23 protein-coding genes are annotated in these 26,295 nt (G+C 57.0%); 11 read left to right on the top strand and 12 right to left on the bottom strand.

Annotated elements, in window-relative coordinates; all coding sequences use genetic code 11:
* Positions 1-312: 312 nt before the first annotated feature.
* The 3 genes from infC to IOB61_RS16295 all read right to left on the bottom strand — a co-directional run bounded on the left by infC (position 313) and on the right by IOB61_RS16295 (position 3,150).
* The gene (gene infC / locus IOB61_RS16285; protein ID WP_085338011.1) at positions 313-837 is read right to left on the bottom strand and encodes a translation initiation factor IF-3; all 525 of its coding nucleotides are present in this window, start codon (positions 835-837) and stop codon (positions 313-315) included.
* Between the two features lie 118 nt (positions 838-955).
* Complete coding sequence (locus IOB61_RS16290; protein ID WP_290818966.1) at positions 956-1,954, bottom strand: glycosyltransferase family 9 protein; 999 nt, start codon at positions 1,952-1,954, stop codon at positions 956-958.
* A 17-nt stretch (positions 1,955-1,971) separates the two neighbouring features.
* A complete protein-coding gene (locus IOB61_RS16295) occupies positions 1,972-3,150 on the bottom strand; it encodes a glycosyltransferase family 4 protein (RefSeq protein ID WP_290818968.1) in 1,179 nt (392 codons plus the stop codon).
* A 123-nt stretch (positions 3,151-3,273) separates the two neighbouring features.
* Between IOB61_RS16295 and IOB61_RS16300 the strand changes: the two genes are divergently transcribed.
* A complete protein-coding gene (locus tag IOB61_RS16300; protein ID WP_085337971.1) occupies positions 3,274-4,056 on the top strand; it encodes an SDR family NAD(P)-dependent oxidoreductase in 783 nt (260 codons plus the stop codon).
* A 44-nt stretch (positions 4,057-4,100) separates the two neighbouring features.
* Here IOB61_RS16300 and IOB61_RS16305 read toward each other — a convergent pair whose 3' ends face one another.
* Positions 4,101-4,610 carry a RidA family protein gene (locus IOB61_RS16305; protein WP_290818971.1) on the bottom strand — a complete coding sequence of 170 codons (510 nt, stop codon included), beginning with the start codon at positions 4,608-4,610 and terminating at the stop codon, positions 4,101-4,103.
* Between the two features lie 309 nt (positions 4,611-4,919).
* Between IOB61_RS16305 and IOB61_RS16310 the strand changes: the two genes are divergently transcribed.
* Positions 4,920-5,828: an SMP-30/gluconolactonase/LRE family protein gene (locus IOB61_RS16310; RefSeq protein WP_290818973.1), complete on the top strand. Its 909-nt coding sequence runs from the start codon at positions 4,920-4,922 to the stop codon at positions 5,826-5,828.
* 330 nt (positions 5,829-6,158) lie between these two features.
* Here IOB61_RS16310 and IOB61_RS16315 read toward each other — a convergent pair whose 3' ends face one another.
* From IOB61_RS16315 to IOB61_RS16325, 3 genes are all read right to left on the bottom strand, one after another.
* Entirely contained in the window at positions 6,159-6,770 is a 612-nt protein-coding gene (locus IOB61_RS16315) for a glutathione S-transferase family protein (protein ID WP_290818975.1), read from the bottom strand.
* Positions 6,771-6,837: 67 nt separating this feature from the next.
* On the bottom strand, positions 6,838-7,785 hold the full coding sequence (locus tag IOB61_RS16320; protein WP_290818977.1) for a DUF1838 family protein: 948 nt from the start codon (positions 7,783-7,785) through the stop codon (positions 6,838-6,840).
* Between the two features lie 256 nt (positions 7,786-8,041).
* Positions 8,042-10,024: a TonB-dependent receptor gene (locus IOB61_RS16325; RefSeq protein WP_290818979.1), complete on the bottom strand. Its 1,983-nt coding sequence runs from the start codon at positions 10,022-10,024 to the stop codon at positions 8,042-8,044.
* 135 nt (positions 10,025-10,159) lie between these two features.
* On the opposite strand from IOB61_RS16325, the gene IOB61_RS16330 reads away from it, so the two are divergent.
* Both IOB61_RS16330 and IOB61_RS16335 read left to right on the top strand, forming a co-directional pair.
* A complete protein-coding gene (locus tag IOB61_RS16330) occupies positions 10,160-10,594 on the top strand; it encodes a Fur family transcriptional regulator (protein WP_290818981.1) in 435 nt (144 codons plus the stop codon).
* Positions 10,595-10,627: 33 nt separating this feature from the next.
* Complete coding sequence (locus IOB61_RS16335) at positions 10,628-11,557, top strand: acyl-ACP thioesterase (protein WP_290818983.1); 930 nt, start codon at positions 10,628-10,630, stop codon at positions 11,555-11,557.
* Here IOB61_RS16335 and IOB61_RS16340 read toward each other — a convergent pair.
* Together IOB61_RS16340 and IOB61_RS16345 are read right to left on the bottom strand one after the other, a co-directional pair.
* Positions 11,541-12,440, bottom strand: a complete 900-nt coding sequence (locus IOB61_RS16340; RefSeq protein ID WP_290818985.1) for an alpha/beta hydrolase — start codon at positions 12,438-12,440, stop codon at positions 11,541-11,543. The genes IOB61_RS16335 and IOB61_RS16340 overlap by 17 nt on opposite strands.
* Before the next feature lie 33 nt (positions 12,441-12,473).
* The gene (locus IOB61_RS16345) at positions 12,474-13,484 is read right to left on the bottom strand and encodes a DUF4197 domain-containing protein (RefSeq protein ID WP_290818987.1); all 1,011 of its coding nucleotides are present in this window, start codon (positions 13,482-13,484) and stop codon (positions 12,474-12,476) included.
* 177 nt (positions 13,485-13,661) lie between these two features.
* On the opposite strand from IOB61_RS16345, the gene IOB61_RS16350 reads away from it, so the two are divergent.
* Together IOB61_RS16350 and IOB61_RS16355 are read left to right on the top strand one after the other, a co-directional pair.
* A complete protein-coding gene (locus IOB61_RS16350) occupies positions 13,662-14,525 on the top strand; it encodes a crotonase/enoyl-CoA hydratase family protein (protein WP_290818989.1) in 864 nt (287 codons plus the stop codon).
* 85 nt (positions 14,526-14,610) lie between these two features.
* A complete protein-coding gene (locus tag IOB61_RS16355) occupies positions 14,611-16,524 on the top strand; it encodes an ATP-binding protein (RefSeq protein ID WP_290818991.1) in 1,914 nt (637 codons plus the stop codon).
* A gap of 91 nt (positions 16,525-16,615) precedes the next feature.
* Here the strand turns inward: IOB61_RS16355 and IOB61_RS16360 are convergent, their stop codons facing one another.
* Positions 16,616-16,924 (bottom strand): hypothetical protein, encoded by a 309-nt coding sequence (locus IOB61_RS16360; protein WP_290818993.1) that lies wholly within the window; start codon positions 16,922-16,924, stop codon positions 16,616-16,618.
* 245 nt (positions 16,925-17,169) lie between these two features.
* Here IOB61_RS16360 and IOB61_RS16365 point away from each other — a divergent pair, with 245 nt between their 5' ends.
* Positions 17,170-18,459, top strand: coding sequence for an acyl-CoA dehydrogenase family protein (locus IOB61_RS16365; RefSeq protein WP_290818995.1), 1,290 nt, complete (start codon positions 17,170-17,172; stop codon positions 18,457-18,459).
* A 56-nt stretch (positions 18,460-18,515) separates the two neighbouring features.
* Entirely contained in the window at positions 18,516-18,935 is a 420-nt protein-coding gene (locus IOB61_RS16370) for a hypothetical protein (protein WP_290818997.1), read from the top strand.
* A 5-nt stretch (positions 18,936-18,940) separates the two neighbouring features.
* On the opposite strand, the gene IOB61_RS16375 is transcribed toward IOB61_RS16370, so the two are convergent.
* Entirely contained in the window at positions 18,941-20,500 is a 1,560-nt protein-coding gene (locus IOB61_RS16375) for a wax ester/triacylglycerol synthase family O-acyltransferase (protein WP_290818999.1), read from the bottom strand.
* Between the two features lie 230 nt (positions 20,501-20,730).
* On the bottom strand, positions 20,731-21,552 hold the full coding sequence (locus tag IOB61_RS16380) for an alpha/beta fold hydrolase (RefSeq protein WP_290819001.1): 822 nt from the start codon (positions 21,550-21,552) through the stop codon (positions 20,731-20,733).
* Positions 21,553-22,037: 485 nt separating this feature from the next.
* Here IOB61_RS16380 and IOB61_RS16385 point away from each other — a divergent pair, with 485 nt between their 5' ends.
* From IOB61_RS16385 to IOB61_RS16395, 3 genes are all read left to right on the top strand, one after another.
* Positions 22,038-23,204, top strand: coding sequence for a phosphoserine transaminase (locus IOB61_RS16385; RefSeq protein ID WP_290819003.1), 1,167 nt, complete (start codon positions 22,038-22,040; stop codon positions 23,202-23,204).
* Positions 23,205-23,335: 131 nt separating this feature from the next.
* Complete coding sequence (gene serA / locus IOB61_RS16390; RefSeq protein WP_290819005.1) at positions 23,336-24,919, top strand: phosphoglycerate dehydrogenase; 1,584 nt, start codon at positions 23,336-23,338, stop codon at positions 24,917-24,919.
* 182 nt (positions 24,920-25,101) lie between these two features.
* On the top strand, positions 25,102-26,295 hold a 1,194-nt coding region (locus IOB61_RS16395), incomplete at its 3' end, for an alkaline phosphatase D family protein (protein ID WP_290819007.1).

The raw sequence follows: 26,295 nt of genomic DNA on the forward strand, positions 1-26,295 counted from the left end.
ATTTATGGAATGCACCATGGACATGCCAAACCTAAAGGTTTTTTGACTTGGAACGGCGCTATGCGTCGCTCCGCTTGCCTTGAAGCCGTTCAATAAATCTTGCGCGCCAAAACTCGCACAACGCCTTTGCCTTAAAGGCGTTCCGAAACAAAATACAATTTAAAAACAGCGCTGTATATGTGGTGCATTCCTGTCGGAATGCACCCTACGCGCAAAGCGCAAGGTGGGAACCTTCCTCCCCCCCAAGCAAAACGCCCCCCTGCGTGGGCAGGAGGGCGCTTCAATTAAGACTGGCAAGGCACCAACAGCGCTTTAGGTGCGCGGTGCCATAACCATGGTCATTTGTTTGCCTTCGAGGCGGGGTTCGCTTTCGACCTTGGCAATGGTTTCAAAGTCGCGCTTAACCCGCATCAACAGGTCAACGCCCAGATGTTGGTGTGCCATTTCGCGGCCACGGAAGCGCAGGGTGACTTTGACCTTGTCACCTTCTTCGAAGAAGCGCGCCATCGCGCGGGCTTTGACGTCATAATCATGATCGTCAATCATCGGGCGGAGCTTGATTTCCTTCAGCTCAACAACCTTTTGACGCTTGCGCGCTTCGTTCTTCTTTTTCTGCTCTTGGAATTTGAATTTTCCATAATCGAGGATCTTCACCACGGGCGGGTTTGCAGTTCCTGCGATTTCTACGAGGTCCAGCCCAGCCTCTGCTGCGGCATCAAGCGCTGCAGCTAAAGGCATCTCGCCTTGCTTTTCGCCGTTCTCGTCAATCAGAAGGACGCGCGGTGCGCGGATCTCTTCATTGATACGGGGGCCGTCTTTAGTGGGCGTTGCAGCCATAGGGCGTCTGATGTTCGTCTCTCCATAAATTACGCGGTTGGGTTCCGCAAATGCCTTCGGCTCGGCTTTCACCGAGCACATCTAGATAATGGATGTAAATGAACAATCCTTCAAGGCGTCATGATGTTTGTGCTTCAAGAATTGTCGGCGTCACCGCGCGGGCGGCGGCCAAAACATCTTGAACGCGGATCGTATCAAAGTTGCGCGCGACCAAGCCAACGGTGGCCGAGCCGCGCGGTGCAGCCTTGCGCACGCTGGTTTCATTGGGATTGATAATGGCCAAAGTTGGCGCGCCAGCAGCGGCCGCGATGATGGCCATATCGCCTTCAGAGCCCACGGCAAGAATAGATTTCCGTGCTAAACCAATATATTGAAACACATCCAGACGCGCTACAAGGTCGAGTGCCTTTGGCGCAATCGCGCGAATCTCAACCGCCAACTCCACTGCCGCCGGCCCACCGACCAAGACAGGCTGGATCCCACGAGCTTCCAGCGCTAGCGCCAATTCGCCATAACGCGCCGTCGGCCAGCGTTTGGAGGGTTCTGCGGCAGGGCCTTCTGGGGCCAGAAAGGCAAAAGGCTCACCAATGCCATGATGGCGCGGGGTCAGCTTTGTCTGATCCTTCACCACTGATTCGACCCAATCCAGGTCAGGCACAGGCGAAAGACCCGGCGCAAAACCCTCTTTGGGGCCCACGCCGCACGTCATGAGTTGTTCGGCATGCCGGTCGAGCCGATGCAGGGTTAGACGGGTGCGGTCAACATGGGGGTGTGAGCAGCCAACAGCACCCCCCGACCATTTCGGCTGAAATGGCCAAAGTAGCTTAAACAAGGCCTCACTCTCGGCGCTATTGGTCAAATCATAGACCATGGCATAGCGCTCTTGATGCAGCGACCAGATGAATTTGGCTTTGTCGATCAGCTTGGTTTGCGGCCACCGCACGTCAACGCGGTCAACATAGGGGGATTTGGACAGAAAACGCACATTGCCGCGTTGGGTCAGGACGGTGATCTCAGCATTGCGATGATGCTCACGCAGCATGGCAAGCGGGGCAAGTGCCAACACCGCATCGCCTAAACTCCCCAAAACAATAACTAAGATGCGCTCCGGGTTCACGTCTGTTCCTGTCACTTCTATGGTTCGACCAGCCGCTGGTACAGCGAAACTGTGGCAGATTGTAGGGCGCGGGTGGTGAAGCGTTCCCGCACGCGTGCGGCCCCCGCTAAACCCATCGCCGCTCTTTCAGCCGGTGACAGCGCCAAGAGTCGGCCCATGCAATCTGCCAAGGCTTTACCATCCCCGGCAGGGCTCAGAAAGCCCGTTACCCGGTCTTCCACAGTTTCGCGCGCACCGCCAAGGTCGGATGCAATGACGGGCAGACCCATGGCTTGCGCTTCAGCCGCTGTGCGGCCAAAGGCTTCAGGCTCTGTGGATGGGGTGACTGCAAAATCAGCCAAGGAAAAGGCTGCAGGCATATCATTGCAATGGCCCACCAGATGGACATAGCCTTCCAGCCCCAAGCGGCGAATATCTTGCCCAAGCTCTGCCCGATAGGTGTCGCGGCCTTGCGGATCGCCCACCATCAAACAATCCATCTCTAGCCCGTCGCGCTTTAAATGCCCTAAGGCCTCCAACATCACCTTTTGGCCCTTCCACGCGGTTAAACGGGCGGGCAGGATGGCGCGTGGGCGCGGGCTCTCCAACGCAATCCCCCATTGGGTTGCCAGTTCTTCGCGGCGCTTTGGGGTCACCGCTTTTGGGTCAAAGGCCGCGACATCAACCCCGCGATAAATCACCTCAATCTTGTTGGGGTCGACTTTATGCTCCGCCATTACGTGGTCGCGCGTATAGCCAGAATTAGCGATCACAAGGTCGCCGCGCGCCATCACGCTATTGTACCACCGCTTAAGGCCCGACTTGGCATTGTAAATGCCGTGATAGGTCGTCACAAAGGGTGTCTTGGTGCGCCGTGCGGCTAATAGGGCACTCCAAGCCGGCGCACGCGAGCGGGCATGAACCAGATCAACCTTTTCGCGCTCAATGATTTGAGCAAGCTTGCCGACATTGGACACAAAAACCGTCCAAGGATTTTTGGAATTGGCCTCGCCATGAAGATGCTTGGCACCCAGCGCTTCCAATTCAGGTACCAATCTGCCGCCCGCGCTGAAAACCAAAGCCCGGCCACCAGCCTCGACAATGGCACTGGCGACTTCCACGGTCGTGCGCTCTACCCCGCCGGTGGCCATTTCAGGCACAACTTGCAAGATGGTTTTGTTCCGAAGTGTCGCTAAAGGGGGGAGGGGTGGGGACAAAATTCGCCTATTCCAGTAATTCCAGCCAAGGTGTTCTTGCGTTTAGCGGAGAGCCAGCTAATTGCCTACCCGAGCGCGCCATAATAAGTCGCGATCGTAAACAAATTCAGGGAGTTTCCAATCATGCACTTAGACGATTCCATCGCAGCCATTGTAACCGGCGGCGCTTCTGGTTTGGGCGAAGCCACAGCACGTGCCCTCCGGGCGCACGGCGTGAAAGTCGCGCTGTTTGATATGAATGTGGCGCGCGGCACCGAAGTCGCTGCCGAAATTGGCGCCACCTTCTGTGAGGTCAATGTGACGTCGGAAGAAAGTGTGGATGCAGGCTTTGCCAAAGCCCGCGCCGCCAATGGGCAAGAGCGTATCCTCGTCAATTGCGCAGGCACAGGCAATGCGATCAAGACCGCCAGCCGTGATAAAAAGACAGGTGACATCAAGCACTTCCCACTCGATGCCTTCAATATGATCATCCAGATCAATCTGGTCGGCACCTTCCGCTGTATCGCCAAATCGGCAGCCGGCATGTTGACGCTTGACCCGTTGGAAGATGGGGAGCGCGGTGCGATTGTGAACACCGCTTCGGTTGCTGCAGAAGATGGCCAAATGGGCCAAGCCGCTTACTCGGCTTCCAAAGGTGGCGTTGTGGGCATGACCTTGCCGATCGCGCGCGATTTGATGAGCGAAGGCATTCGCGTCAACACCATTTTGCCCGGCATTTTCAACACGCCTTTGATGAATGCCGCCCCTGATGCGGTGAAAGACGCTCTGGCGATGAGCGTGCCTTTCCCGAAACGTTTGGGCTTGCCGCATGAATATGCGCAATTGGCTTTGACCATGATCACCAATGGCTATTTCAATGGCGAAGACGTCCGCTTGGACGGAGCCATTCGCATGGCCCCACGCTAAAGCGACTTGGGCACCTGCAGGGCTTTAAGCTCTGCGGGTGCCACCTAGTTGACGCGGCGAACCGCTTGGGCCTCCACTTCGATTAGGGGGCCGGGGCCACCGACAAGACCTGCCACCTGCATGGTGGCGCGCGCGGGCTTATTGGGCTGGGTTGGTGTGCCGAAATAGCGCTTATAGGCTGCCATCATGCCGGCAAAGTCCATTGCCCCGCCTTGCGCCGGATCGCCTGCCAGATAGACGCGCATCATCACCACATCGCCTAAGCCCAGTTTTTGGACGGCCAAGGCCTCTTCCAGCCGTTTGAACACCAAATCGGCCTGTGCTTCTGTATTGCCCCCATAGCGCGCGGTTGATCCGGCAGGGCCTGCTTGGTCATTATGTGGGGGTAAGAGGCCGCTGATATAAATCGTCTCATAGCCTGCGGGCACCACAACCGATTGGGCGATAAAGGCCCCCTCGGGCACATAGCGTGTGACCTCACCTGCCTGTGCGGGGGCTATAAGGGTAAGCGCTAGCGCTACAGCAAGAGACCCGATGGCGGGGTAAATACGCATTATTTGAAACCTTCCCAAAAAAGGATGAATTACCAAAGAGTAATATCCAGCCGCTGGTTGCTTGGCCCGAAAGCGCGCCAGGCGCGGTTGTGCCCCTCGCGCAGGCTGCGCTGGCGCTTTTTAACTGCCCGCTTAGTCCAAAAGGATGAATTACGGAGGAGTAACCTGTGCGCGAACCCCATCTGTGTCCAGCCCAATCCGGCCATTTTGCTGTGATGGCCTTGCTGAATGGGCTATAAGCCCCGATGATGGCGCAAGCCTGCACAATCCTGCAGCAGAACAAAAACAAGATTTGGGAGCACGACCGCCATGACACTCGAAATCCTCGCCACAGGTTTGCAATTTCCTGAAGGCCCCGTGGTGTTTGATGATGGCTCTGTCGTGTTTGTTGAGATTAAGTCGGGCAATCTTACCCGCTATTGGAATGGTAAGACCGAAGTCATTGCCCATCTGGGCGGTGGGCCGAATGGGGCCGCTCTTGGCCCCGATGGGGCGATGTATATCTGCAATAATGGCGGCTTTGCGTGGTCAGACTTTGGGGGCCTGATGGTGCCAGGCCATGAGCCCGAGGATTATTCGGGTGGGCGGATTGAGCGTGTGGATTTGGCAACCGGCAAGGTTGAGCGCTTGTTCGACACGATTGACGGTCATCCCTTGCGTGGCCCCAATGACCTTGTGTTTGATCGCCACGGCGGCTTTTACTTTACCGACCATGGCAAAAGCCACCACCGCCACCGCGATTATGGCGGCCTCTTTTATGTAACGCCGGGTGCGGCTTCCGCGCATGAATTGTCACATGGCTATACCTCGCCCAATGGCGTCGGCCTCAGCCCGGATGGCAAGACAATCTATATGGCCGACACGATGGAAGGCAGGCTCTATGCCTTTGACGTCGCAGGCCCGGGTCAAATCGCCCCGGTCAGCCCCTTCCGCGCCGCCCGCGTGGTTGGCCGCGTCGATCAATGGACCTTGTTTGATAGCTTGGCGGTAGAAGCCGATGGCACAGTGGCGATTGCAACCCTGATCAATCCCGGCATCACCCGCATGGACCCCGCCACCGGTGCGCACAGCCTGGTGCCGACCGACGATCTGATGACCACCAATGTCGCCTTTGGCGGCGCCGATATGTGTGACGCCTATATCACCTTGTCCTCAACCGGCCGCCTCGCCAAAACGCGCTGGGACCGCCCGGGCTTGCGCTTGAATTATCAGGGGTGAGGGGGGTCGTAGGGTGCATTCCGAAAGGAATGCACCACATATAAATAAGCGAAGTGCGGCCTGAAGCCGTTCTAAGTCAAAAAAACTTCAAGTTTGAATTGACCATGGTGCATTCCGGCCGGAATGCACCCTACGGCGCTATGGGCGCGTGGCACCCGCCATTTTTACTAGGAAAAAAATACGGCCCGCGAAATCCGCAATCTTGCCTATCACCTCCGAAGTGCTCCATGAGCCCTTATCAGCAAGCGAAGACCGTAGGTAATCTTTTAAAGCTAAGCCGCCAAAAAGTCAACCCAAAAGTGACTTTTTCCCACGAGAATGGACTGCTGGTTAAGCCGCCGCACTTGGCCGGGCGCTGACCCGTTCGTGCCAGGCTTTTAGGTGGCTGCAATCATCCGGGATGGGGGTGCCGATGAAGGCCCCAAAATCGACAATGGAGAGGGCCATGATGTCGGCGGCGGTAAAGGCCTCACCCGCGATATAGGCTTTGTCGGCCATTTCCCGGTCGAGCCAATGATAGGCGCGGTCGGCATGGGCGCGGTTGCTTTCGCCAAAGTCCTTATATTGGGTCAACAGGGCAGCCGTATAGGGATGGGCGTGGCGCCAGATTTGGCCAATCGGGCTCATCAATTGCCACTCCACGCGGCGGATCCACATGTCGATTGTCGCGATCTCAAGCGGTGTGGTGCCAAACAGCGGTGGATTGGGCTGCACAGCTTCTAGATAGCGGCAAATGCTGACGCTCTCGCTGATACAGGTGCCATCATCTAATTCGAGCACAGGGACTTGGCCCAGGCTGTTTTTGGTCAAAAATTCGGGTGCCTTATGCGCACCTTGCCGCATGGGGATATGCACATGCTCTACCTCTATGCCCTTTTCGGCCAGAAAGAGTCGAACGCGACGGGGGTTCGGGGCCGGATTATGTTCGCCATAGAGTTTCATGAGAGGGGTCTTCCACGTTTGCGCCATGAAAAAGGGCCCAAAGCCAAGCTTTGAGCCCTTCTACAGATTAATCTCGTTTCGGGAGGGTTTTGCGACCCTCTTTGATATCGAGGAAATAGGTCCAAGATGTCTCATTCGGGCGGGCATCATCCAGCGGCGGAGGCGATGTCCAAGCGGGATAATTCTTGGCGATTTCTTCTTTCATCACGGCAGGCATCTGGTCCCAATTGTCCAGCTTGCGGCCATTGGTGTTGAAGTAAATCACGCCCTCGCGGCCGCCCATACGCATCCATGGCAACCAGTCTGAAATCCGTACCCAAGCAACACTGGATTCCGCCGTCGTCCGGGTGGGGTTGACCAAGTCAGAGACCGTGCCCGCAAAATTGAACATTTCGGTGGCGTGATAGGTGCCGCCCACTTCGGCCTGATACTTGCCGCCCAATGGGTTGGTGTAGAACAAAGGCACCGTAATATTGGTCCACCAATGGTCGCCGCTGAGGGTGCCAGTCCAACGGATCGGCTGGCCATCCCGGCCTGTGATGTAAGAGGTGGAGTTCACCGGATCATTGGCGACATGCATCACGTCAACCACTTCCCCGGTCCAAGGATTGGTCCATTTGCTCAAGACTTTACCGGTTTTGGGGTCGGTATAGATCAAAAGCTCACGCGAGATCAGGCGATAGCCAATGCCGCGCACGGGGTCCTTAACCGTGGCGCAATGGCGAATATTCATGCCTTCGGCGCGGAACAACAGCTTGTCGGCTTCCCCTTGGCGGCGGGAATACGCGTCACCCGCCCAATAATAGGTGACGGCAACGCCATCGCGCAGGTCGCATTGGATCTTGCGATTGGCGGCAAGCACACCTTCTGGCGTCGATAGGTCTAGCGGCGCAGCGGCGGGCGCGGGCGCTGCAGCGGGGGCTTTTTTCTTGGGCGCAGCACCGGCTGGACCGGCAATGGCGGCGAGGCAGGCAGCAACTCCGATAAACATGTGGCGGGCAGTTAGATAGGTCATGACAGCTCCTCTTCTGCTCTAGTCTTAAGCGGCGACTTGCAACTTGTCACCAAAAATTTGTCCGGACAATTGAGGGCGTGCAGTGACACGGACAGGCAGGGCCTGCGCACAGGCTTTTTGGGCGGAAAGCTACTCTGTGCGATGACATCCCGGACGGCGCAACCTATCGGGGACCTTGTGCCGCAAAGTCCCATGGGGTCCCCGCTCTCCACTGCGTTCCGGCGGGGATGACATCGTGGGGGTGGGGGAGGTTTCTTTAAAACGATCCCTTCACTCTCACCCGGATCGAGCGACCGGGCTTGGGCAAATAGTCTTTCAGGAAGGAGGTGTGTTCGCGAATCTCTTCATTGGTCAGGTTGCGGCCTTCAAAGGTCAGTTCGATCCGGTCCTTGCTTTGGGCGGGCCGCCACGACCATGAGGCGTTCAACGTGGTAGAGCCTTCGGTTTTGGTCTCAAAGGCCGCCGTCCGGTTTTGATCGGCAAGGGATTGGACTTCGGCGCGCAAGCGCATCTCTTGGCTTTTGGCTTCGAGGCCAAGGGTTACCATCGTGGGTGGCATGCGGGCGATGGCACCCCCGCCATCATAGCTGCCCCGTACGGTATCAACGCCACCATCGCCAACCACAGACCAACCGCCATAGTCGCCCAATGCCCATGTCACATGTAGTTCAGCCCCCGTCAGCGTCGCATCTTTCTGACTGACCAGGAAGACGGGCAGATCATCTTCGATCTGATTGGTTGGGTTAAACGCGATAAAGCCGTCAAAACGGGTGCGCCAAAGGTTCAGATCGACAGTTGCCCCCCCGATTTGCCAGCGCGCCACACCTTCAAGGCTGGTTGCGGTTTCGGTTTTCAGCGTGGGATCGCCAATTTCATAGGCTTGGGTGGCGGCATGTGGGCCGTCTGCAAATAATTCGACTTCAGTTGGTGCCCGCTCTGTATAGCCCGCATTGAGCGAGAGGCGTAGGCCCTCGACTGGCTTTACGAAAGCATTGGCCGAGAAGCTGCCCAGATCGAAAGTGCGCGCGCCGGCAAGGCCAGAATAGTCGCGCTGCTCATAGCGTGCACCGACTTCGGCACCCCAAGTGCCCTGATTATAGCGCTCAACCCAGAAGGCACCGACTGTTTCAATCGTGACGGGTAGAATGAAGGCTTCATCGCCCTTGGCGGCAAAGTCATTGGAGGCAAATTGCACGCCAAACAGGCCATCCAAAGCCCCGATGGTACGGTGGCGTGCCTCGAGGCGACCCTCATAGCCTTCATTGGTAAAGACGGTGCCGATCGCGCCATCAAATTCAATCTCGCTATGGGTATAATCGCCCGATGTTATGGAGAAAGTCAGGGTGTCGATAAAGCCTAGATCCTTGATTGCGGCTTGGAAATCATAGCGGGTTTGGCTGAGCTCAATAAAGGCCTCTTCGCCGGGAATGCCATAATTGGATTTGGTCCGACGGGTGGCGAGGGCGAGGCTGGTTTTGTCGGTCACACGGGCGACACTGCCACCCAAAGCCCAGATTTCCCCGCGCGTGTTGAAGGCAATTTCTTCCGTGTCATCGCCGGTGATCGCGCGCAGGGCGGCTGTTTGGGAAAAGCCCGGGATTTTATAGTCTTGGCCCTCGCGACGGAAACCATCGAGGCGAAAAACGCCGGTGCCTTGGGTCCCCACCAGCTTAAAGGCCGCCGTTCCAGCATCTTCGGCGGTTGACCCTGCAAGGAAGATTTCGCCAGCAAAGGGCTTTTCAGGCAGCTTGGTTGGCAGGCGGCCATCAACAATATTGACGACCCCACCAACTGCATTGCCGCCATAACGCAAGGCCGCAGGGCCTTTCAGGACTTCAATACCTTCAGCGTCCAAGCCATCAATGGCCGGGGCATGGTCTGGTGAAATGGTCGAGGCATCAATGCCTTGCAGCCCATTCAGCACCAATCGTATGCGGTCTTCCCCAAGCCCACGCACGATCGGGCGAGAGGCATTCACGCCATAAAAGGTTGACCGGACGCCGGGGACACCTGCCAAAGTCTCGCCAATGCCGCCGCTAATGGAGGCTTGTAAGGCTTCCCCCCGGTTGATGACCGCCACACCTTGGCTGATCGCGTCTGACGGATCGCCCAAGGAACTCGCCGTCACCACAATGGTTTCAACTGGCTTTTCAACAGGGCGCGTTTGGGCGGAAGGGGTGGCCGGAGGCGCTGCCTCGGGAGCTGCCAAAGCGAGGAGGGTGTAAAGCACAGGTGTCATGGGAGAATCCTAGTATGTTATTACATAACACCCTATATCCCCGAGATCACCCTTACAAGTGCAATGGGCATTTTCCATGCAGGCCAAACTCAGGCATGAGGGTAGGACAGGATGGTCACGTCCAAGGAGGTGCAAATGCAAGATCTTATTCGTCAAGCAGAGGCCCTATGTCAGCGGTCCGGCATGGCCTTTACCGCGCCCCGTCGTCGGGTATTGGAAATTCTCGCCGCGTCCGAAACGCCAATGAAGGCCTATGATCTCATCAGCAAGGCGGGTGAAGGCGGGCAGGCGACCAAGCCGCCCACCGTCTATCGGGCACTCGACTTTCTGTGCCAATTGGGCCTTGTCCATCGTATCGAACAAGATGCGACTTTTGTGGCGTGTAACCATGCAGGGCATGCGCAACCCGTGGCCCTATTTGTCTGCAATAGCTGTTTGAAGGCGACTGAAGTTGCCTATGACGAGGTCTCCCATATCCTAGAAAAGGCTGCTGCGGCCAAAGGGTTCAACCTGCAGCGCCTTGTGGTTGAGGGCCGTGGGCAGTGCCAAGAATGCGCGATGGCCGCTTAAGCAAGCCAAACGAAAACAGCACAGGAAAAGCGGATGCGGGATTATTGGCGCGGCAGTGTCGAAGCATGGGAATGCGACGAAATGGGGCACATGAATGTGCGCTTCTGGGTGCGTCGCGCGCTCGATGGCATGATGCTGATGGCGACAGAGCTGGGCTGCGAACGCGCCTTTGCCCCTGAAGCGACCGCCTCGCTTCTCCCCGTGCGGCAACATATCCGGTTTCTGAAAGAGGCCCGCGAGGGCGTTCCCTTATTCTTTCGCGGCGGCGTCGTCAGTCTGGGCGAAGCCGATATCGTCCTGTATGGCGAGATTGTTCACACATTGGATGGGGCGATTGGGGCAACCTTTTTGACCAAAATGGCCCATGTGGAGGCCAAGACGGGCAAAGCCTATCCCTGGCCCGCGCGCACCAAAGCTTTGGCTCTTGCTCTCCAAGTCGAGGTGCCAAAGCATGGCAGCCCGCGCTCTATCCCCTTTGATGGCCCAACAGACCGATTTGAGGCTGCGACTTTGGTGTCGCGTGGCTTCCAACAAGTGGGCCTATCGGCGGTGCGAATTGAAGATGTCGATGTGTTCAATCGCCTTTATCCAGAAGGCATGATTGGCCGGGTTTCAACGGGCGTGCCCAATCTGATGACGGCGTGGCGGGAAGAGACGACGGCCGAACTCAGCGCGCAAGACGGCCAACCCCGCAAGGCAGGTGCCGCTGTGCTTGAATATCGTCTCGACTATCTGGCTTGGCCGGGTGCTGGTGACTTTGTGGCCGTGCATTCCGGCGTGGCAAATGTTTCTGAAAAGACCAATACGCTCAAGCACGTCTTGGCCCACCCCGTCACGGGGGAGGTCTTTTGCGTGTGTGAAGCTGTGGCAGTGACCTTTGATCTGGTCGCCCGCAAAGTTATTGCGATCCCACCACAGGCGCGTGCAAAGTTAGAGGCGCGGCTCATCAAGCCGAGTGAATGAGGTCGATCAGAGCCTTGGCACAGGCGTCTGGCTTTTCCATCGGCAGAAAATGGCTGGTCTCAGGCACGGTCTCCACGTCAATCCCACAGCGGGTCAGAAGGGGGATAAGGGTGGCTACCGTGGTCGAATGGCGTGCCCCGCGCAGCAATCGACCCGGCACTTTCAAGACCTTCAGGGCAGCAATCGGATAATGGCGCTGGCCTGCAAAGCAAGCTGCTTCAAAGGCAGGGGCACACGATAGGCGAACTTGGCCATCGGGCAGATCGGTAAAGCCATCTTCCACATAATCTTCCAGCATGGACTGGGGCCAAGACTTAAACGCCCCCCGGCCACTATAGGCTTCGAGGACCGCTTGCCGATTTGGGAAGACGGCGCGTCTGCGACCGGCAGCTTTGGCGAGGGGAAACTGGCTGCGCCAGAGGCGAAAAACCCAAGGCATATGGGCGTAAACATAAAAGGGTGTCGGCGCGAGGACAGGGTCAAACAGGCAAAGACCCTTTACCAGGTCTGGGCGAAGCGCACTTGCAAGCAAGCTGGACGTCCCGCCCATTGAATGGCCCGCCAGGACGGCCCCTTGCGGCGTAATTTGTTCAAGCAGGCCAGCAATATCGCGGGCAAAGCGGTTCCAATTATCTTGGCGATCCGGATCATCGGGCAATCGGGTGCGACCATGGCCGCGCAAGTCAAAAGCCGCAACGGGCCGGCCTGTTGCAGCGGCAACCCCCCGCAACATCTGCCGGTAGGTCGAGGCGCAAAACCCGTTTGCGTGAAAAAACACCAAAGCCGGGGCGTCATCTCTTTGCGCTGAATTCGCCCATTTGAGGCCTGCCATCGTGCCCTCAGCCACGCTTTGGACGAGGCGCGTTTCAACAATCTCTACCACTCGCAACCTGCTTCCAAGAATTCTGTTGGGCCGTTACAGGCTGCCAAACACGCGCTTCAAAAGATCTGACCCACGACGGGCGGGATCTTGACGTATCCCACGTTCTTCTTCGCCAATATAGACAAACAAGCCCTCCAGGGCACGGTCTACGGCAAAACCAATCAATTGGTTTTTAAGTGGGTTGTCCAAAACCACGGGTGGCGGCGGTGGTGGCGGCGGCGGGGGGACGGGAAGGGCCGTCACCGCTTTGGTCTTTGACGCACCAGCCTTGGCTTTGGTGGCAACAGCGGCCGCTGGGGGCGGTGGCGCAACCGGGGCAGGTATTTCAGGCGGGGGTGGCGCAGGCAAGGTGATCGGCGCACCGGAGTAATTCTTCAAACTGCCCCAACCGCCCAAGCGCTCAATCTCATTGCCATAGCGGGCTTGGATCCGGTCGAGTGCTGGACCGGCACCTGAAGCCTGCACCGCTTCAGCCATCGGCGGCGTCATCAAGCTTACCAAGCCCGCATAGGATTTGGCTTTCAACAAATCGGTCCCCGCCGTATCGCCGCCGCGCAGGACTTTAACGACATCTTCGATGGTGAGGCTTCGAATGGTGTCGACGAAAATCGCCCCAGCTTTCGGCATCATGGATTCGGCAGATCGATTGAGACGCATTTGGAAATTATCCAGCGGAACACTCAAACGCAGCGGGCTGAGGCGCTTTTGCATGGAGGTCAGCGGTTCGGGCAAGGGAATGCGAACCCGGGCGTCACCCCAAAATCCATCTACTTTGCCCAAACGGCCAACTGCCGCACCAGCCCCTTGGAGGAGTGCGGCACGTATGCCCGCTTCGCCTTCATTTTGGGACGAAGCGAGCAGCAAATCGTCATCCAAACTCGGCAGGGCTGTCGGCAATCCCGCCCGTTTTGCGGCTGCGGCTTTTGCCAATTCTTCCAGCATCTGGCCGGCACTTTGAGCGTGGGCTTGCGAGCCCAGACCAAATCCCAAGCCCATCACGGCCCACAGAAGGTTGCGGCGTTGAACCCCGTCTTGGTTTGACATAACGCTTTCTCCTTCAGCAGAGCCAGTTCGGCCTCATCATGGCTTCATTTTGGACTTGAACCAAGACCCAATTAGGGCACATGGTGACCACGGACCAAACTTGTTGTAGGCTGGTTCACTGTAAGACAAAAGTCCAATGAAGAGAGCTTAAGCTCGGCCAGCCACAGGGAGCGCGACATGTACGATTCAGAATCCACACCAACTTCAACCTGCTTTGACGTGACGATCGCTGATCATATCGCGCATATCCAAATGAAGCGGCCCGAAGCCTTTAATTCGATGACGCGCGACTTCTGGAATGATCTGCCCAAGATCATCAAGGACATTAATGACAATTCGCGCGCCCGCGTCATCGTCATTACCTCAACTGGCAAGCATTTTTGCGCAGGTATGGATTTAAGCGTGTTTTCCAGCGGCGATGGCGTCACCCAGGGCTCTGTTGGCGACCGCGAAACCCGGGGCGAAAGCTTCCGCTTGCATGTTCACCATCTTCAAAACACCTTCACGTGCTTGGATGAGGCCCGCATTCCCGTATTGGTCGCGGTTCAAGGCGGCTGTATCGGTGGGGCTGTTGATTTCATCTCGGCCTGCGACATCCGTTGGGCCAGTGCGGATGCATTCTTCTGCATCCAAGAGATCAATATCGGCATGACGGCCGATGTCGGCACCTTCCCGCGCTTGTGCAAGTTGATCCCCGAGGGCTGGGTGCGCGAGTTGGCCTATACCGGCCGCCGCCTGTCTGCGGCCAAAGCCAAAGAAATTGGCTTGGTCAATGAGGTGTTTGAAACGCATGAGGCTTTGGTTGCCCATGTGATGGACACGGCGCGCGAAATCGCGTCCAAAGCGCCACTTGCCGTCACCGGTTCTAAGGTCATGATCAATTATGCGCGCGACCATTCGATCCGCGATGGCTTGGACTATATCGCCACGTGGCAGGCCGGCATGTTCAGCCCAGCCCATATGGCAGAGGCTTTCCGGGCCAATGCGGCAAAGGAGCCCGGCAACTTCCCAGATCTTCTGCCATTGCGGAACCGGATGTAGACTTCATCTTTAAGGATCAGAGTCTTAGCGCTATTTTAGGGCCGATATTAACTCGGCTTTGAAGCTTTTGTGCCATGTTAAACGCATGACACAAACACGAAACGTCCGCTCTTGGCTCTGGTCCGCTCTCATTTTGTCCGTTCTGGGCACTTTGGTTGGTGCGGTTATTGCTTTGTCGGCGGTTCGCAATCTGTCCTCGCAGGCAGAGCGTTTGGCGAAATTTGAACGGACATGGAGCGAGGCCACGTGGGTTGACCAACGTGTGACCGAGGCTGCCGATGACTTTGCCCAAATGGGCCGACCTGAAGACCGGGAGCGCTTTGTTGCGCTGAATGAACCCCGCGAAGCTTTGATCGAAAAAGCCATTCAGCTGGCGCCCAAATCTACAAAAAAGAGTGCTTTTGCAACCATTTATAACGCGACCCGTGAAATGGGCGCGATTGAAGATTCAGCCGTTTTATTGGCGGCTGCCGGGCGTCAGGCTGATGCGAAGGCCCTGCTGCAATCCCAGTCCTATGCGCTTGCTGGAACGCGCAAGGCACGGCAATTGGAAAAGGCACGCCGCGAAATCGCTGCCAGTCTGAAGGTTGAAATCGACGCTGCTTTCCTTCTGTTGAGCGCAGGTCTTGGTGCTCTTCTGACCTGTATGGTTGGCGCAGGTCTGTGTTGGGCGCGGGTTGCCGCCTTGTTCCGTGGTCAAGCACAAGATTTGGTTGAAGCCCGCGATGCCTTGGCCCTCCACGCCAGCACGTTGGAGGCCCGTATTGAAGAGCGCACGCGCGATCTGGAAATGGCGAAGACCGCTGCCGAAGCCGCCGATAACGCCAAATCGGCTTTCTTGGCGCAAATGAGCCACGAGATTCGGACGCCGATGAATGGTGTGCTGGGAATGGCAGACGCTTTATCCCGCACCCCATTGGACGACCGCCAATTGCGCATGCTGGCTGTGATCCAAGACAGCGGCGATACACTCTTGGCCCTTTTAAACGACGTTTTGGATATTGCTAAGATTGAAGCAGGCAAGCTTGCGCTGGAATCGCTTGATTTCAGTGTCATGGAGATTGTTCGCTCGACGGAAGCCATGTTCACGCTGCGCGCGCACCAAAAGGGCATTAGTTTCGCGGTAAATGTTGATCAAAGTGCCGATATTTGGTGCTTAGGCGACCCAACGCGCATCAAGCAAGTGCTGTATAATCTCGTCTCCAACGCCGTGAAATTTACCCAAGATGGCGGTGTTTTGGTCACCATTGCTGCGGAAGACGTGGGCGAGGGCCGTCGCGCTTTATCTTTTGCGATAAAAGACACCGGTATCGGGATTGAGCCTGAGGTCCAAGGTCGCCTGTTTGAGCGCTTCAGCCAAGCAGAGACAGCCACCAATCGGAAGTTTGGCGGTACAGGTCTAGGCCTTGCCATCTGTAAGCAATTGGTTGCCTTGATGGACGGTGAGATTGAAGTTGAAAGCCGCGTGGGTGAGGGGTCTATCTTCCGCTTTACCGTCACCATGCCGCTGGGCGTCGCGCCCGAGCGCACCGATGCTGGCCAATTTGAAGAATCGCGTGCCCAAGATGGGGACGGGGGCACGTCTGTCCGCGTCCTTGCCGCTGAAGACAATGCGCATAATCGCTTGGTCTTACAGATGTTCCTCGAACAGGTGGGCATTGAGCCAGTATTTGCCGAAAACGGCGAAGTCGCTGTTGAACTCTGGAGTCAGGATCAATTCGATCTGATCCTGATGGATGTTCAAATGCCCATCATGTCAGGGCCTGAAGCAACTGCCCGCATCCGTGCGTTAGAGCGGGTTCAAAAGCGGCCACGCACACCCATCATAGCTCTAACTGCCAATGCCATGACCCATCATGTGCAGGAATGCTTGGAGTCTGGCATGGATGCCCATGTGGCCAAACCGATCCGCCCGGAAGTGTTGTTTGCCGCGATTCACCAGGCCTTGTCGGGCGACGTGGAGGCCGAAGCCGAAACGCCCTTGGCCGAAGTGGGCTAATCCGGCGCATAAAAAAGGCGAGCCATTGCGGGCTCGCCTTCTTCATAAGTTGCCAATCCAGCAGATTAGCTAACTAAGCATCGCCTTGGGTTTATTTCGCGGCGGCATTGCAGGCTTGGATGCCTGCTTCATCGAGGCTTGAGCCACCAACGCTGAAGCTGGCTACTGGGCCGAGGGCACGTGCAACTTGGCGGCAGTCACGAACTTGGGCGGTCTTGCGGTCCAAAACCGTGGTGCAGGTGTCGCCGGCGCAGCTCCAAGCAGCGCCCAAAACGATCACGCTGTCTGAGGCTTCAGCGACGGGGGTTTTCAGTTTCACAACAACATTGTTGTAGGCAGCGAAAGCTGCGGTGGCGGTCAAAGCAAAAGCAAATCCGGCGACGACTGGCATGAAGCGCATGGGGAGGCTCCTAAATAAGGTTTCTGAGTAACGGGCTTTTTGTCCTCGTTGACTCCTACCTAGCGGTTCCTGCGAACAGTTGCAAGGGAAAAATGAACATACTGTATTTTATTCAGCAGTCACAATTTTGTCAGACTGTGTGACCGTGCCCTTGGGTCGGCCTAGAAATCAGTTGCAACGCTTCGACGGGTCGATAAGGTCAAGCCGAGAGCCCGTAGACGGCCAGACGGCAGGGGAGACACGCCATGGACTTCACCATACCTCAAGAGATCGCCGATTATCTGGGGGAGCTGGACGCATTCATTGCACGCGAGATCAAGCCCTTAGAAGAGGCCGATGATAATATCCGCTTCTTCGATCATCGTCGCGAATGGGCGCGAACTGATTTTGAGAATCAAGGCCTGCCACGCCCGGAGTGGGAGGCTTTGCTCGCTGAAGCTAGACGGCGCGCCGACGCAGCTGGCCATTATCGCTTCGCCCTTCCTGCTGAGTTTGGTGGCAAGGATGGCAGCAACCTCGCCATGGCGATCATCCGCGAGCATTTAGCCAAAAAGGGCCTCGGTCTGCATAATGACTTGCAAAATGAGCATTCCATCGTGGGCAATATGCCGGGAGCTTTGATGCTGCGTGACTTTGGTACGCCAGAACAGAAGGCGACCTTGCTGCCCAAGAGCTTGCGCGGTGAGTTCATTGCCACCTTTGGCCTGACCGAGCCCAATCATGGTTCTGACGCCACCCATATGGAAAGTACGGGCGTGCGGCAGACCCGCGACGGTGTGGATGGCTGGCTTCTCAATGGCGAGAAAATGTGGATTACGGGCATGCATGTCGCCACCCATTGCATGTTCTTTGCCCGCACCAGCGGTAAAGCAGGCGAAGCGCGCGGCATTTCTTGCTTTTTTGTGCCGGCCAACGACCCGGGCGTGACGATTGAAGAATATTTGTGGACCTTCAATATGCCGACCGATCATCCCCGCGTCAGCTTCAAGGATGTCTGGGTGCCTGATAGTGCCTTGTTTGGCCCGCCTGAGTTCGGTCTCGCCTTGGCCCAGCATTTTGTGCATGAAAACCGGATCCGCCAAGCAGCATCTTCCTTGGGTGCCGCGGTTTATTGTATTGAAGAAAGCGTGGCCTACGCCCGCGAACGCAAGCCCTTTGGGGAGGCTTTGGCCCAAAACCAAGCCATTCAATGGCCCTTGGTAGAGCTGGCAACCCAGGCAGAGATGTTACGCCTCCTGATCTATAAGACCGCTTGGGAAATGGATCAGATGACGAAGCCCGAGGTCGAAAAGCGGCTATCAGATAAAGTCTCCATGTGTAATTTCTGGGCCAATCGCTTGTGCTGTGAGGCGGCTGATCAGGCCATGCAAGTCCATGGCGGCATTGGTTATTCGCGTCACAAACCGTTCGAGCACATCTATCGCCACCATCGCCGCTATCGCATCACCGAGGGCAGCGAGGAGATTCAAAAGCGCAAAGTCGCTGCTTGGCTTTTTGGCTATGCCGGGCCCAAGAAGCAGCAGTTTAAGGCCTAAGCCTATGCAAACGCAGTGAAACGCTGCGCGGCTGGCTTGCGTTACGCGCGGGTTGAATGTTCCTTGGACCTATGGGGCTGTTTGACGAAATTGAGCCAACGTATGACGCGCTGCAGGCGATCAAGAAATTGCCGCCTGACGACCCCATTATTGTCTTATCTTTGATGCGTTTCCGCCATGACTTAGCCGATGGCCGGTCGGATGCCGCGTGGCGCGCTTATCAAGACGGCATAGGTCCAGTCCTCAAAGAATATGGTGCTAAGCGGGTGACCAATGGCATTGTGGCGCTCGATCTGGTCGGTCCCAAAGGGCAGTGGGATGTGGTGGGGGCGTTTTGGTACCCCAACCCAAAAGTCCTGTGGCGCTTTTTATCCGACGAGCGCGTGCTCGACCTCATCAAAATCCGCCGCAAGGCAGCCGATGATGTCACGATGATGATCTTGACCGATCAAACCAATGCTTTTGCCGGCGGCTGACCCGCTTAGGCCGCTTTGGCCGTCTCAAATGCTTTTTCCAGCACAAGTAATTCTTCGGCCATCATCTCGGCCAAAGGCTGCACGTCGGGGAAAATATTGGCCCCAGCAATCACGCCAACCTCAAGCTGGTCTTGATAGCCTTGCACCGTGATATTGATCGACATGCCATGGGCGGGGATCGACACCGGCCACAGATGCAACATGGTCGCCCCCGCCGCATAAAGCGGGATGGGTGGGCCAGGTACGTTTGAGACAATGACGTTCGCGCTGGGTGGCAAGACGTCGGACAAGCCAGAGCGGCCATAGAGGAGGGAGCCGATCTGCATCGCCATGGGCGCGCCTAACACCGACGCATTGGCGAAATTCGGGATGAAATCCTTCAAGGGGCTTACAACCGACTTGGCTTGGATCGAATCGGCGATGATGGCGATCAAGCGCTCCTTTGGGTCGGCAATATGGGTGGCAATCGGGCACGACATCGCAAAGGCTTGGTTATTGGTATCGGCATTTCCATCTTCGCGCAGCGAGATCGGCACCATTGCCACCAAGGGCTTATCGGGTAGCGCCCCGATCGACAGGAGGTGGCGGCGCAAAATGCCACTGGCTAGCGCCAACACCACGTCATTCAACTTACCCCCTGCCGCTTTGGCCACTGCCTTTGCCCGTTTGATCGACAAAGTCGCGGTGCCAAAGGCCCGCTCAGAACTAATGGCTTTGTTAAACGGCGTGCTGGGCGGGATTAGTTTCGGCAAATCCTTGAGTTTGTTGACATCCAACAGGCCCGGCAAAACGCTGCCTGCAGTCTTCAGCATGGCGGGCAGGTTCGCGACCGTCTTCATCCCGACTTCAACCTGATCCACGACATGATCGAGCAGGGTGGAGCCAAAATCCGTCTTGCCCGTGCGCTTCAGCGCGATGGGGCTGGCTGCAGCCTCCTTGTCAAAGGGGCGCTGCCATAGATTGGCATAAGTATTCATCACTGAGGCGGCCACTTCGCGGGCGCGGCCTTTCTTTTTGGACTTGCCGCCCGCCTCCTCAGCAGCACCTGATTTGGCCGCTTTGGAACGGGGGGCAGGATTGGGCGAGAGATCATAAACGATCTGCGACAGGGCGACGCCTGCGCCGCCATCGATCAAAGCATGGTGCAACTTGGCATAGAGGCCAACCCGATTGCCGGGCAGGTTCTCAAATACATAGAACTCCCACAAAGGCCGGGCTCGGTTTAACAGCTTGGCATGCATCCAGCCCACAATCCGGCGCAAGGTCGGCATGTCGCGTGGCTCGGGCAAGCTGCCGCGAAAGATGTGGCGGTTGATGTCAAACTGGTCATCATCAATCCAAGACGGGTGGTCGAGGTCCAAAAGCGTGCGAGACAATTTCTTGCGCAACATCGGCACCGCATCCAGGCGATCCTCGATCTGGGCCTTAAAGGCTTCAAAATAATCGCCACTATAGCCTTCGGGAAGTTGGAACAGTGACAGTGAGCCTACATGCATCGGCATCTCTGGCGTTTCCATATAGAGAAAGGAAGCGTCCAAGGACGATAAACGAACTGCGTCACTCATGTTTTCCCCCCGTGGCCGGTGCAGTTTTCCTGCCCCTGATCCTGTCGCGCCTGAGTTTTCTCAAGCTGACCTATAGTCAATCACGGACCTGCGGGGTCTGCAAGGTGCAGGGCGGTTTTCCGCCTAAGTCCGAACTGTGGCGCGAAAGGACCACCAATACCATCCCCCCGCACCGTGAGCGCAGAGCGGGGACGTCAGGGGATTTTGCAGGACCTGAAACCCTGCCTCACTCACCCATAGGCGAGGGCGAAGGGGCCGGTTTTGGCAAAGGGTTTGAAGGTGCCGTCGGGTTGGGCCAAGCGGTCTGCTGTCGCCCAAAAGGCGGCAGGATTTACGCCGATGCCAACGTGGCTTGCCAAGCGAATCTCAATCGTTTCCGCATTGTCGGCGGGCTTGGCGATACAGGTTTTCCAATTCACGATACCATCGAGCTTAGTGTAGATGGACGTGTTTGGCACGGGCAAATCGCCAGCAATACGCTCTAAATCACCGGGACGGGCAGGGCCTTCATTCGACAAAAGGTCATAAAGCTTCTTGGCGCTGGTTGCATGAATGTCGGCCGCAAAAGGGCTGCCCAATGTGATCACACTGCGCACCTTATCGGGCATAACCAGCGCGAGATAACGGGCAAAGACCCCACCTAAACTCCAGCCAACAATCGAAACCTTCTGGCCAGACTTGGCGTAAATGTCTTCCACCAGCGCTTCGAGAACTTCGCGCATTTTGTAGAATTTGCCAAGATTTTGCCCTTGGCCCCAGCCATAGGTTTCATAGCCGAGCTCGTCCAAGAATTGGCGAATGGGTTTGGTAGAGCGGTCGCTGGCTAGAAAGCCAGGTAGAACCAGCACGGGATGACCATCGCCCTTGGGGGCATGGCGAAGAATGCTGCGCGTGGCGAATGTGGCTGCAAGTTCTACCACGCCGCGCCCTTCGACAAGGGTCAGCGCCAAGGGTGGCGGCCGCAACTTTCTGGGGGTTTCGGCTTTATGCGCCTTTGAACCTGAAAAAACGCGCTTTTTCGGCGTGGCGGCATTGATCGCAGCAGCAACCATGGTTTCTCACTCCCAGTCTTTTGCCAGCCATAGGCCATGGCCGTGCTATCATTGGGGCAGCTTTGCCCAAATAGTTTAACAAAGGTGACACCCCCGCCCCACGCGGTCAACCACACGGCCCGCCAACTTAGAACGCCGCTTCTAACTTTTCATGGGTCAGGCCACCTGACGGTTGGGAGATCAGTCCGATAGTCTCTGGGATGTCATCCCGGACGGCGGAGCCGAGTCCCAGACCTCCTGTCGCAAATTCCCACGGGGTCCCCGCTCGCAGCTCACGTTCCGGCGCGGATGGCATTGTTGGGGGTCTGGCCACTTTTTGCATCCTTTCCAAACCCCCGTGCTGCAAGGCTCTTCCCATGTCCGACAGGTGGCGGCGGGCTAGGCTTCATCAAATTGTCGCTTGCATTCTGGGCCGACATCGTGTCTGTGCGCCGTGGGCCACCCGCTCCCACCGGCGGGCGCTCATCTGAAAGGATGGGAGTAACATGAACGCGAATACCCCTAAGCCGCACATGCGGCCCGCTGACCCACGGTTTTCTTCGGGTCCCACCAAAAAACGCCCCAATTGGAGTCTCGACGCTTTGTCGGGTGCAGTCCTTGGTCGTTCCCACCGTTCCAAACCCGGCAAAGCCCGCTTAAAGCTCGCGATCGATTTGACGCGCGAAGTGCTGCAGGTACCAGATGGCTATCGCATCGGTATTGTCGCAGGCTCTGACACGGGCGCTGTTGAAATGGCCATGTGGTCTATGCTGGGCCCAAAGCCTGTGGCGACCTTGGCTTGGGAAAGCTTTGGCGAAGATTGGGTGACTGACGCCGCCAAGCAATTAAAATTAGATCCCGTGGTGATTAAGGCTGGCTATGGCCAATTGCCCGATCTCGCCGCGGTGCCCGCCAAAACCCATGATGTGATCTTCACCTGGAATGGCACCACCTCTGGCACCCGCGTCCCCAATGCGGACTGGATCCCAGCTGACCGCGAAGGCATCACCATTTGCGACGCCACTTCGGCCGCTTTTGCCCAAGCTTTGGATTGGGACAAGCTCGATGTCGTCACTTTCTCGTGGCAGAAAGTGCTGGGTGGGGAAGGCGCGCATGGCATGCTGATCCTTGGCCCCCGTGCAGTGGAGCGCCTTGAAAGCTACAATCCTGCTTGGCCGATGCCGAAATTGTTCCGCATGACCAAGGGCGGCAAATTGGTGGAAGGCATTTTTGAGGGTGAGACGATCAATACCCCCTCTATGCTCGCCACCGAAGACTATATTGACGCGCTCAACTGGGCCAAAAGCGTTGGCGGACTGGCGGGTCTTCATGGCCGGGCTGACGCCAATCTGGCCGCGATTGCGGAATGGGTTGAGAAGACCGCTTGGGTCGACTTTTTGGCTGCTACGCCTGAAAGCCGCTCTAACACGTCGGTGTGTTTGAAAGTCGTCGACCCCCGCGTCACGGGCCTGTCGGAAGAGGGCCAAGCTGATTTTGCCAAAAAGCTTGCGGGCCTGTTGGACAAAGAGGGCGTGGCCTTAGATGCAGCCGCCTATCGGGCGGCCCCTCCGGGCCTGCGCCTATGGTGTGGGGCGACCATTGATACAGACGATGTGATCGCTTTGACCCCATGGCTCGATTGGGCGTTTGAGACGCTGGTCGCAGACCTCTAAGCTGTAAGCTTTTGCCTTTCTCCCTCTCCCCCACCCCATGGGGGAGGGGGCTCCTCCCCCCCACCCTTTAAATTTGCCTGTCGCTTGGGATCGATAATCGACCCGCGACACTTGCCTCTAGGACACAACTCATGACCGAACCCCGCGTTTTAATCTCGGATAAGATTAGCCAAGCCGCGATTGATATTTTCAAGAACCGCAATGTCGCGGTCGACTATAAGCCCGGTATGACCAAGGCTGAGCTGATCGCCTGTATTGGCGACTATGATGGCCTTGCCATCCGTTCGGCCACCAAAGTGGATGCCGATGTCTTGGCGGCTGCTACCAAGCTCAAAGTCATTGGCCGGGCGGGCATTGGGGTCGACAATGTCGATATTCCAGCGGCAACCGCGCGCGGTGTCATCGTGATGAACACGCCATTTGGCAATGCCATCACCACGGCAGAACATGCCATTGCCATGCTGTTTGCCGCTTCCCGCCAGATTGGGGCGGCTGATGCCTCTACCCAAGCCGGCAAATGGGAAAAGAACCGCTTCAATGGGGTAGAGCTTTATGCCAAGACCTTGGGCGTGATCGGCTGTGGCAATATTGGCTCCATCGTTGCCGACCGGGCCTTGGGCCTGAAGATGAAAGTCATCGCCTATGACCCGTTCCTCAGCCATGAGCGGGCGATTGAAATTGGCGTCGAGAAGGTTGAGCTTGACGATCTGTTGGCCCGTGCCGACGCCATCACCATGCATGTGCCTTTGACGCCGCAGACCCGCAATGTGTTGTCGGCGGAAAATCTCGCCAAGACGAAAAAGGGGGTCATCATCGTCAATTGTGCCCGCGGTGGCTTGGTCGATGAAGCAGCTTTGGCAGAGCATTTGAAAACCGGCCGTGTCGGGGCCGCTGCCTTTGACGTCTTTGCCGAAGAGCCTGCGACCAGCAATGTGTTGTTTGGCTGCCCGAACTTTACCGCCACGCCGCATTTGGGGGCCTCCACCACCGAAGCGCAAGAAAATGTCGCCTTGCAAGTGGCCGAACAAATTGCCGACTATGTGCTGACCGGGGCTGTCACCAATGCGCTCAACACCGCCTCGGTCACCGCCGAAGAAGCACCCAAGCTGAAACCCTTCATTGCGCTGTGTGAAAAGCTTGGTGCCTTTGCTGGCCAGATTGTCGATGATGGCCTGGAAGCCATTGAAGTGGAGTATGAGGGCGAAGTTACAGGCCTGAATATTAAGCCATTGACCGCTTCCTTATTGGCTGGGATCTTGAAGCCGCTTCTGGCTGACATCAATATGGTCAGTGCACCGACGATCCTGAAAGATCGTGGTACGCCGTTTAGCGAATCTAAGCGCGACCTTTCCCCCACCTATGACAGCTTGATCCGGGTGAAGGTGCAAACCGGCGGCAAGTGGCGCACGGTTGCAGGGGCGGTGATTGGTGGCCAACCGCGCATCACCGAAGTTAAGGGCATGGCGTTTGAAGCCGCTTTCCATAGTCGTATGTTGTTCATCAACAACTCAGATACCCCAGGCTTTATTGGCGCTTTGGGCACCAAGCTTGGCGCTGCGGGCATCAATATCGCGACCTTCAATTTGGGCCGCGTGGCAGAAGGCGAAGATGCGATTGCTTTGGTTGGCATTGATCAAGCGGTGCCTGCAGCCTTGCAGGCTGAGCTGAAAGCTTTGCCACAAGTGCGCTATGTGAAAGTGCTTGAATTCGTTTGATGGGCCAAGGATTGGGCACCAAGTGTGTTTGGTTGGTGCCCAATTAACCTGAAATCGTCGCGTGAACGTCATGGTACGGACACGGGATTGTCGCCAAATCGCTTTATCGCCCCGGCACATCGCAACCGGGGTGTTGGCAAATGAGCAAAGCAAGCGCATGGAAGAGGTCATTGGAGGTTACCATGGCCCTGACCCGTCGAGCTGCCCTGACATCAGGTGCATTTGTTGCCGCCGCTTGCACCGCTTCAGCCGCTGCAGCTGAACAAGCCTTGTTTGCCCATGGGGTTGCCAGCGGCGATCCCTTAGCCACACAAGTCATCATATGGACGCGCGTCAGCCCGCGGATTCCTGCAGCCGAAGTCACTGTCACGTGGAAAGTCGCCACCGATGCTGCCCTAACCCAAGTCATTAAGCGCGGCAGCGTCAAAACAGGCCCCAGTCGCGACCACACGGTGAAGGTGGATGTTACGGGCCTTAAGCCCGGCACGATCTATTATTATGGCTTCTCGGTCGGGACCGAAACCTCTGCCATTGGCCGTACCCAGACGGCCCCTGCTACGGGGGGAGAGCGATTGAATATTGCGCTTGTCTCCTGCTCAAACTTTCCGGCGGGCTGGTTCAATGCCTATCAAGCCATCGCACGGCGCGGCGATGTCGATTTGGTCCTGCATGTCGGCGATTACATTTATGAATATGGCCCCGGCGAATATGCGACTGAATGGGGCAAGACGGTTGGGCGCGTCCCACAGCCGCCCAAGGAATGCACGACGCTGTCGGACTATCGCCAGCGCTATGCCCAATATCGCACCGATCCAGACCTTCAAGCCGCCCATGCCTGTGCGCCATGGATGATCACGTGGGACGATCACGAAACCTCCAATGATGCCTATAAGGATGGGGCGGAAAATCATAATCCGGCTACCGAGGGTCCTTGGAACCAGCGCAAGGCTGCCGCCCTGCAAGCCTATTATGAGTGGATGCCCTTGCGCAATCCAGCCCCCGGCAAGTCGTTTGAGGCGATCAATCGAAGCTTTGACTGGGGCGATTTGGCGACCATTATGATGCTGGAAACCCGCGTGATGGCGCGCACCTTTCAGCTTGATTATGAAACCGATCTTGAGCTTGGCCTGTTTGATGTGACATCGGGCAAGCCGATCAAAATCACCGATCCCGCCCGTTTATCCGGCCTAGACCCGCGCAATCTGCCGCAAGGCGTGATGGCGCTACCCGACGTGGCGGGCTTTAAAGCCAAGAAACTGAACGACCCCGCCCGCGAGATGCTGGGTGCAAGCCAGCAGGCTTGGTTGGCCGACGCGCTGACGAAGTCGGTCAAAGCAGGCAAGAAGTGGCAGGTTTTGGGTAATCAGGTGATTATG

This window comes from Aquidulcibacter sp., assembly GCF_020253525.1.
Classification (GTDB): domain Bacteria; phylum Pseudomonadota; class Alphaproteobacteria; order Caulobacterales; family Aquidulcibacteraceae; genus Aquidulcibacter.

Coding starts and splice junctions, on each gene's coding strand:
- infC (WP_085338011.1), bottom strand. CDS start 837: ATGGCTGCAACGCCCACTAAAGACGGCCCCCGTATCAATGAAGAGATC.
- IOB61_RS16300 (WP_085337971.1), top strand. CDS start 3,274: ATGCACTTAGACGATTCCATCGCAGCCATTGTAACCGGCGGCGCTTCT.
- IOB61_RS16305 (WP_290818971.1), bottom strand. CDS start 4,610: ATGCGTATTTACCCCGCCATCGGGTCTCTTGCTGTAGCGCTAGCGCTT.
- IOB61_RS16310 (WP_290818973.1), top strand. CDS start 4,920: ATGACACTCGAAATCCTCGCCACAGGTTTGCAATTTCCTGAAGGCCCC.
- IOB61_RS16315 (WP_290818975.1), bottom strand. CDS start 6,770: ATGAAACTCTATGGCGAACATAATCCGGCCCCGAACCCCCGTCGCGTT.
- IOB61_RS16320 (WP_290818977.1), bottom strand. CDS start 7,785: ATGACCTATCTAACTGCCCGCCACATGTTTATCGGAGTTGCTGCCTGC.
- IOB61_RS16325 (WP_290818979.1), bottom strand. CDS start 10,024: ATGACACCTGTGCTTTACACCCTCCTCGCTTTGGCAGCTCCCGAGGCA.
- IOB61_RS16330 (WP_290818981.1), top strand. CDS start 10,160: ATGCAAGATCTTATTCGTCAAGCAGAGGCCCTATGTCAGCGGTCCGGC.
- IOB61_RS16335 (WP_290818983.1), top strand. CDS start 10,628: ATGCGGGATTATTGGCGCGGCAGTGTCGAAGCATGGGAATGCGACGAA.
- IOB61_RS16345 (WP_290818987.1), bottom strand. CDS start 13,484: ATGTCAAACCAAGACGGGGTTCAACGCCGCAACCTTCTGTGGGCCGTG.
- IOB61_RS16350 (WP_290818989.1), top strand. CDS start 13,662: ATGTACGATTCAGAATCCACACCAACTTCAACCTGCTTTGACGTGACG.
- IOB61_RS16355 (WP_290818991.1), top strand. CDS start 14,611: ATGACACAAACACGAAACGTCCGCTCTTGGCTCTGGTCCGCTCTCATT.
- IOB61_RS16360 (WP_290818993.1), bottom strand. CDS start 16,924: ATGCGCTTCATGCCAGTCGTCGCCGGATTTGCTTTTGCTTTGACCGCC.
- IOB61_RS16365 (WP_290818995.1), top strand. CDS start 17,170: ATGGACTTCACCATACCTCAAGAGATCGCCGATTATCTGGGGGAGCTG.
- IOB61_RS16370 (WP_290818997.1), top strand. CDS start 18,516: ATGTTCCTTGGACCTATGGGGCTGTTTGACGAAATTGAGCCAACGTAT.
- IOB61_RS16375 (WP_290818999.1), bottom strand. CDS start 20,500: ATGAGTGACGCAGTTCGTTTATCGTCCTTGGACGCTTCCTTTCTCTAT.
- IOB61_RS16380 (WP_290819001.1), bottom strand. CDS start 21,552: ATGGTTGCTGCTGCGATCAATGCCGCCACGCCGAAAAAGCGCGTTTTT.
- IOB61_RS16385 (WP_290819003.1), top strand. CDS start 22,038: ATGAACGCGAATACCCCTAAGCCGCACATGCGGCCCGCTGACCCACGG.
- serA (WP_290819005.1), top strand. CDS start 23,336: ATGACCGAACCCCGCGTTTTAATCTCGGATAAGATTAGCCAAGCCGCG.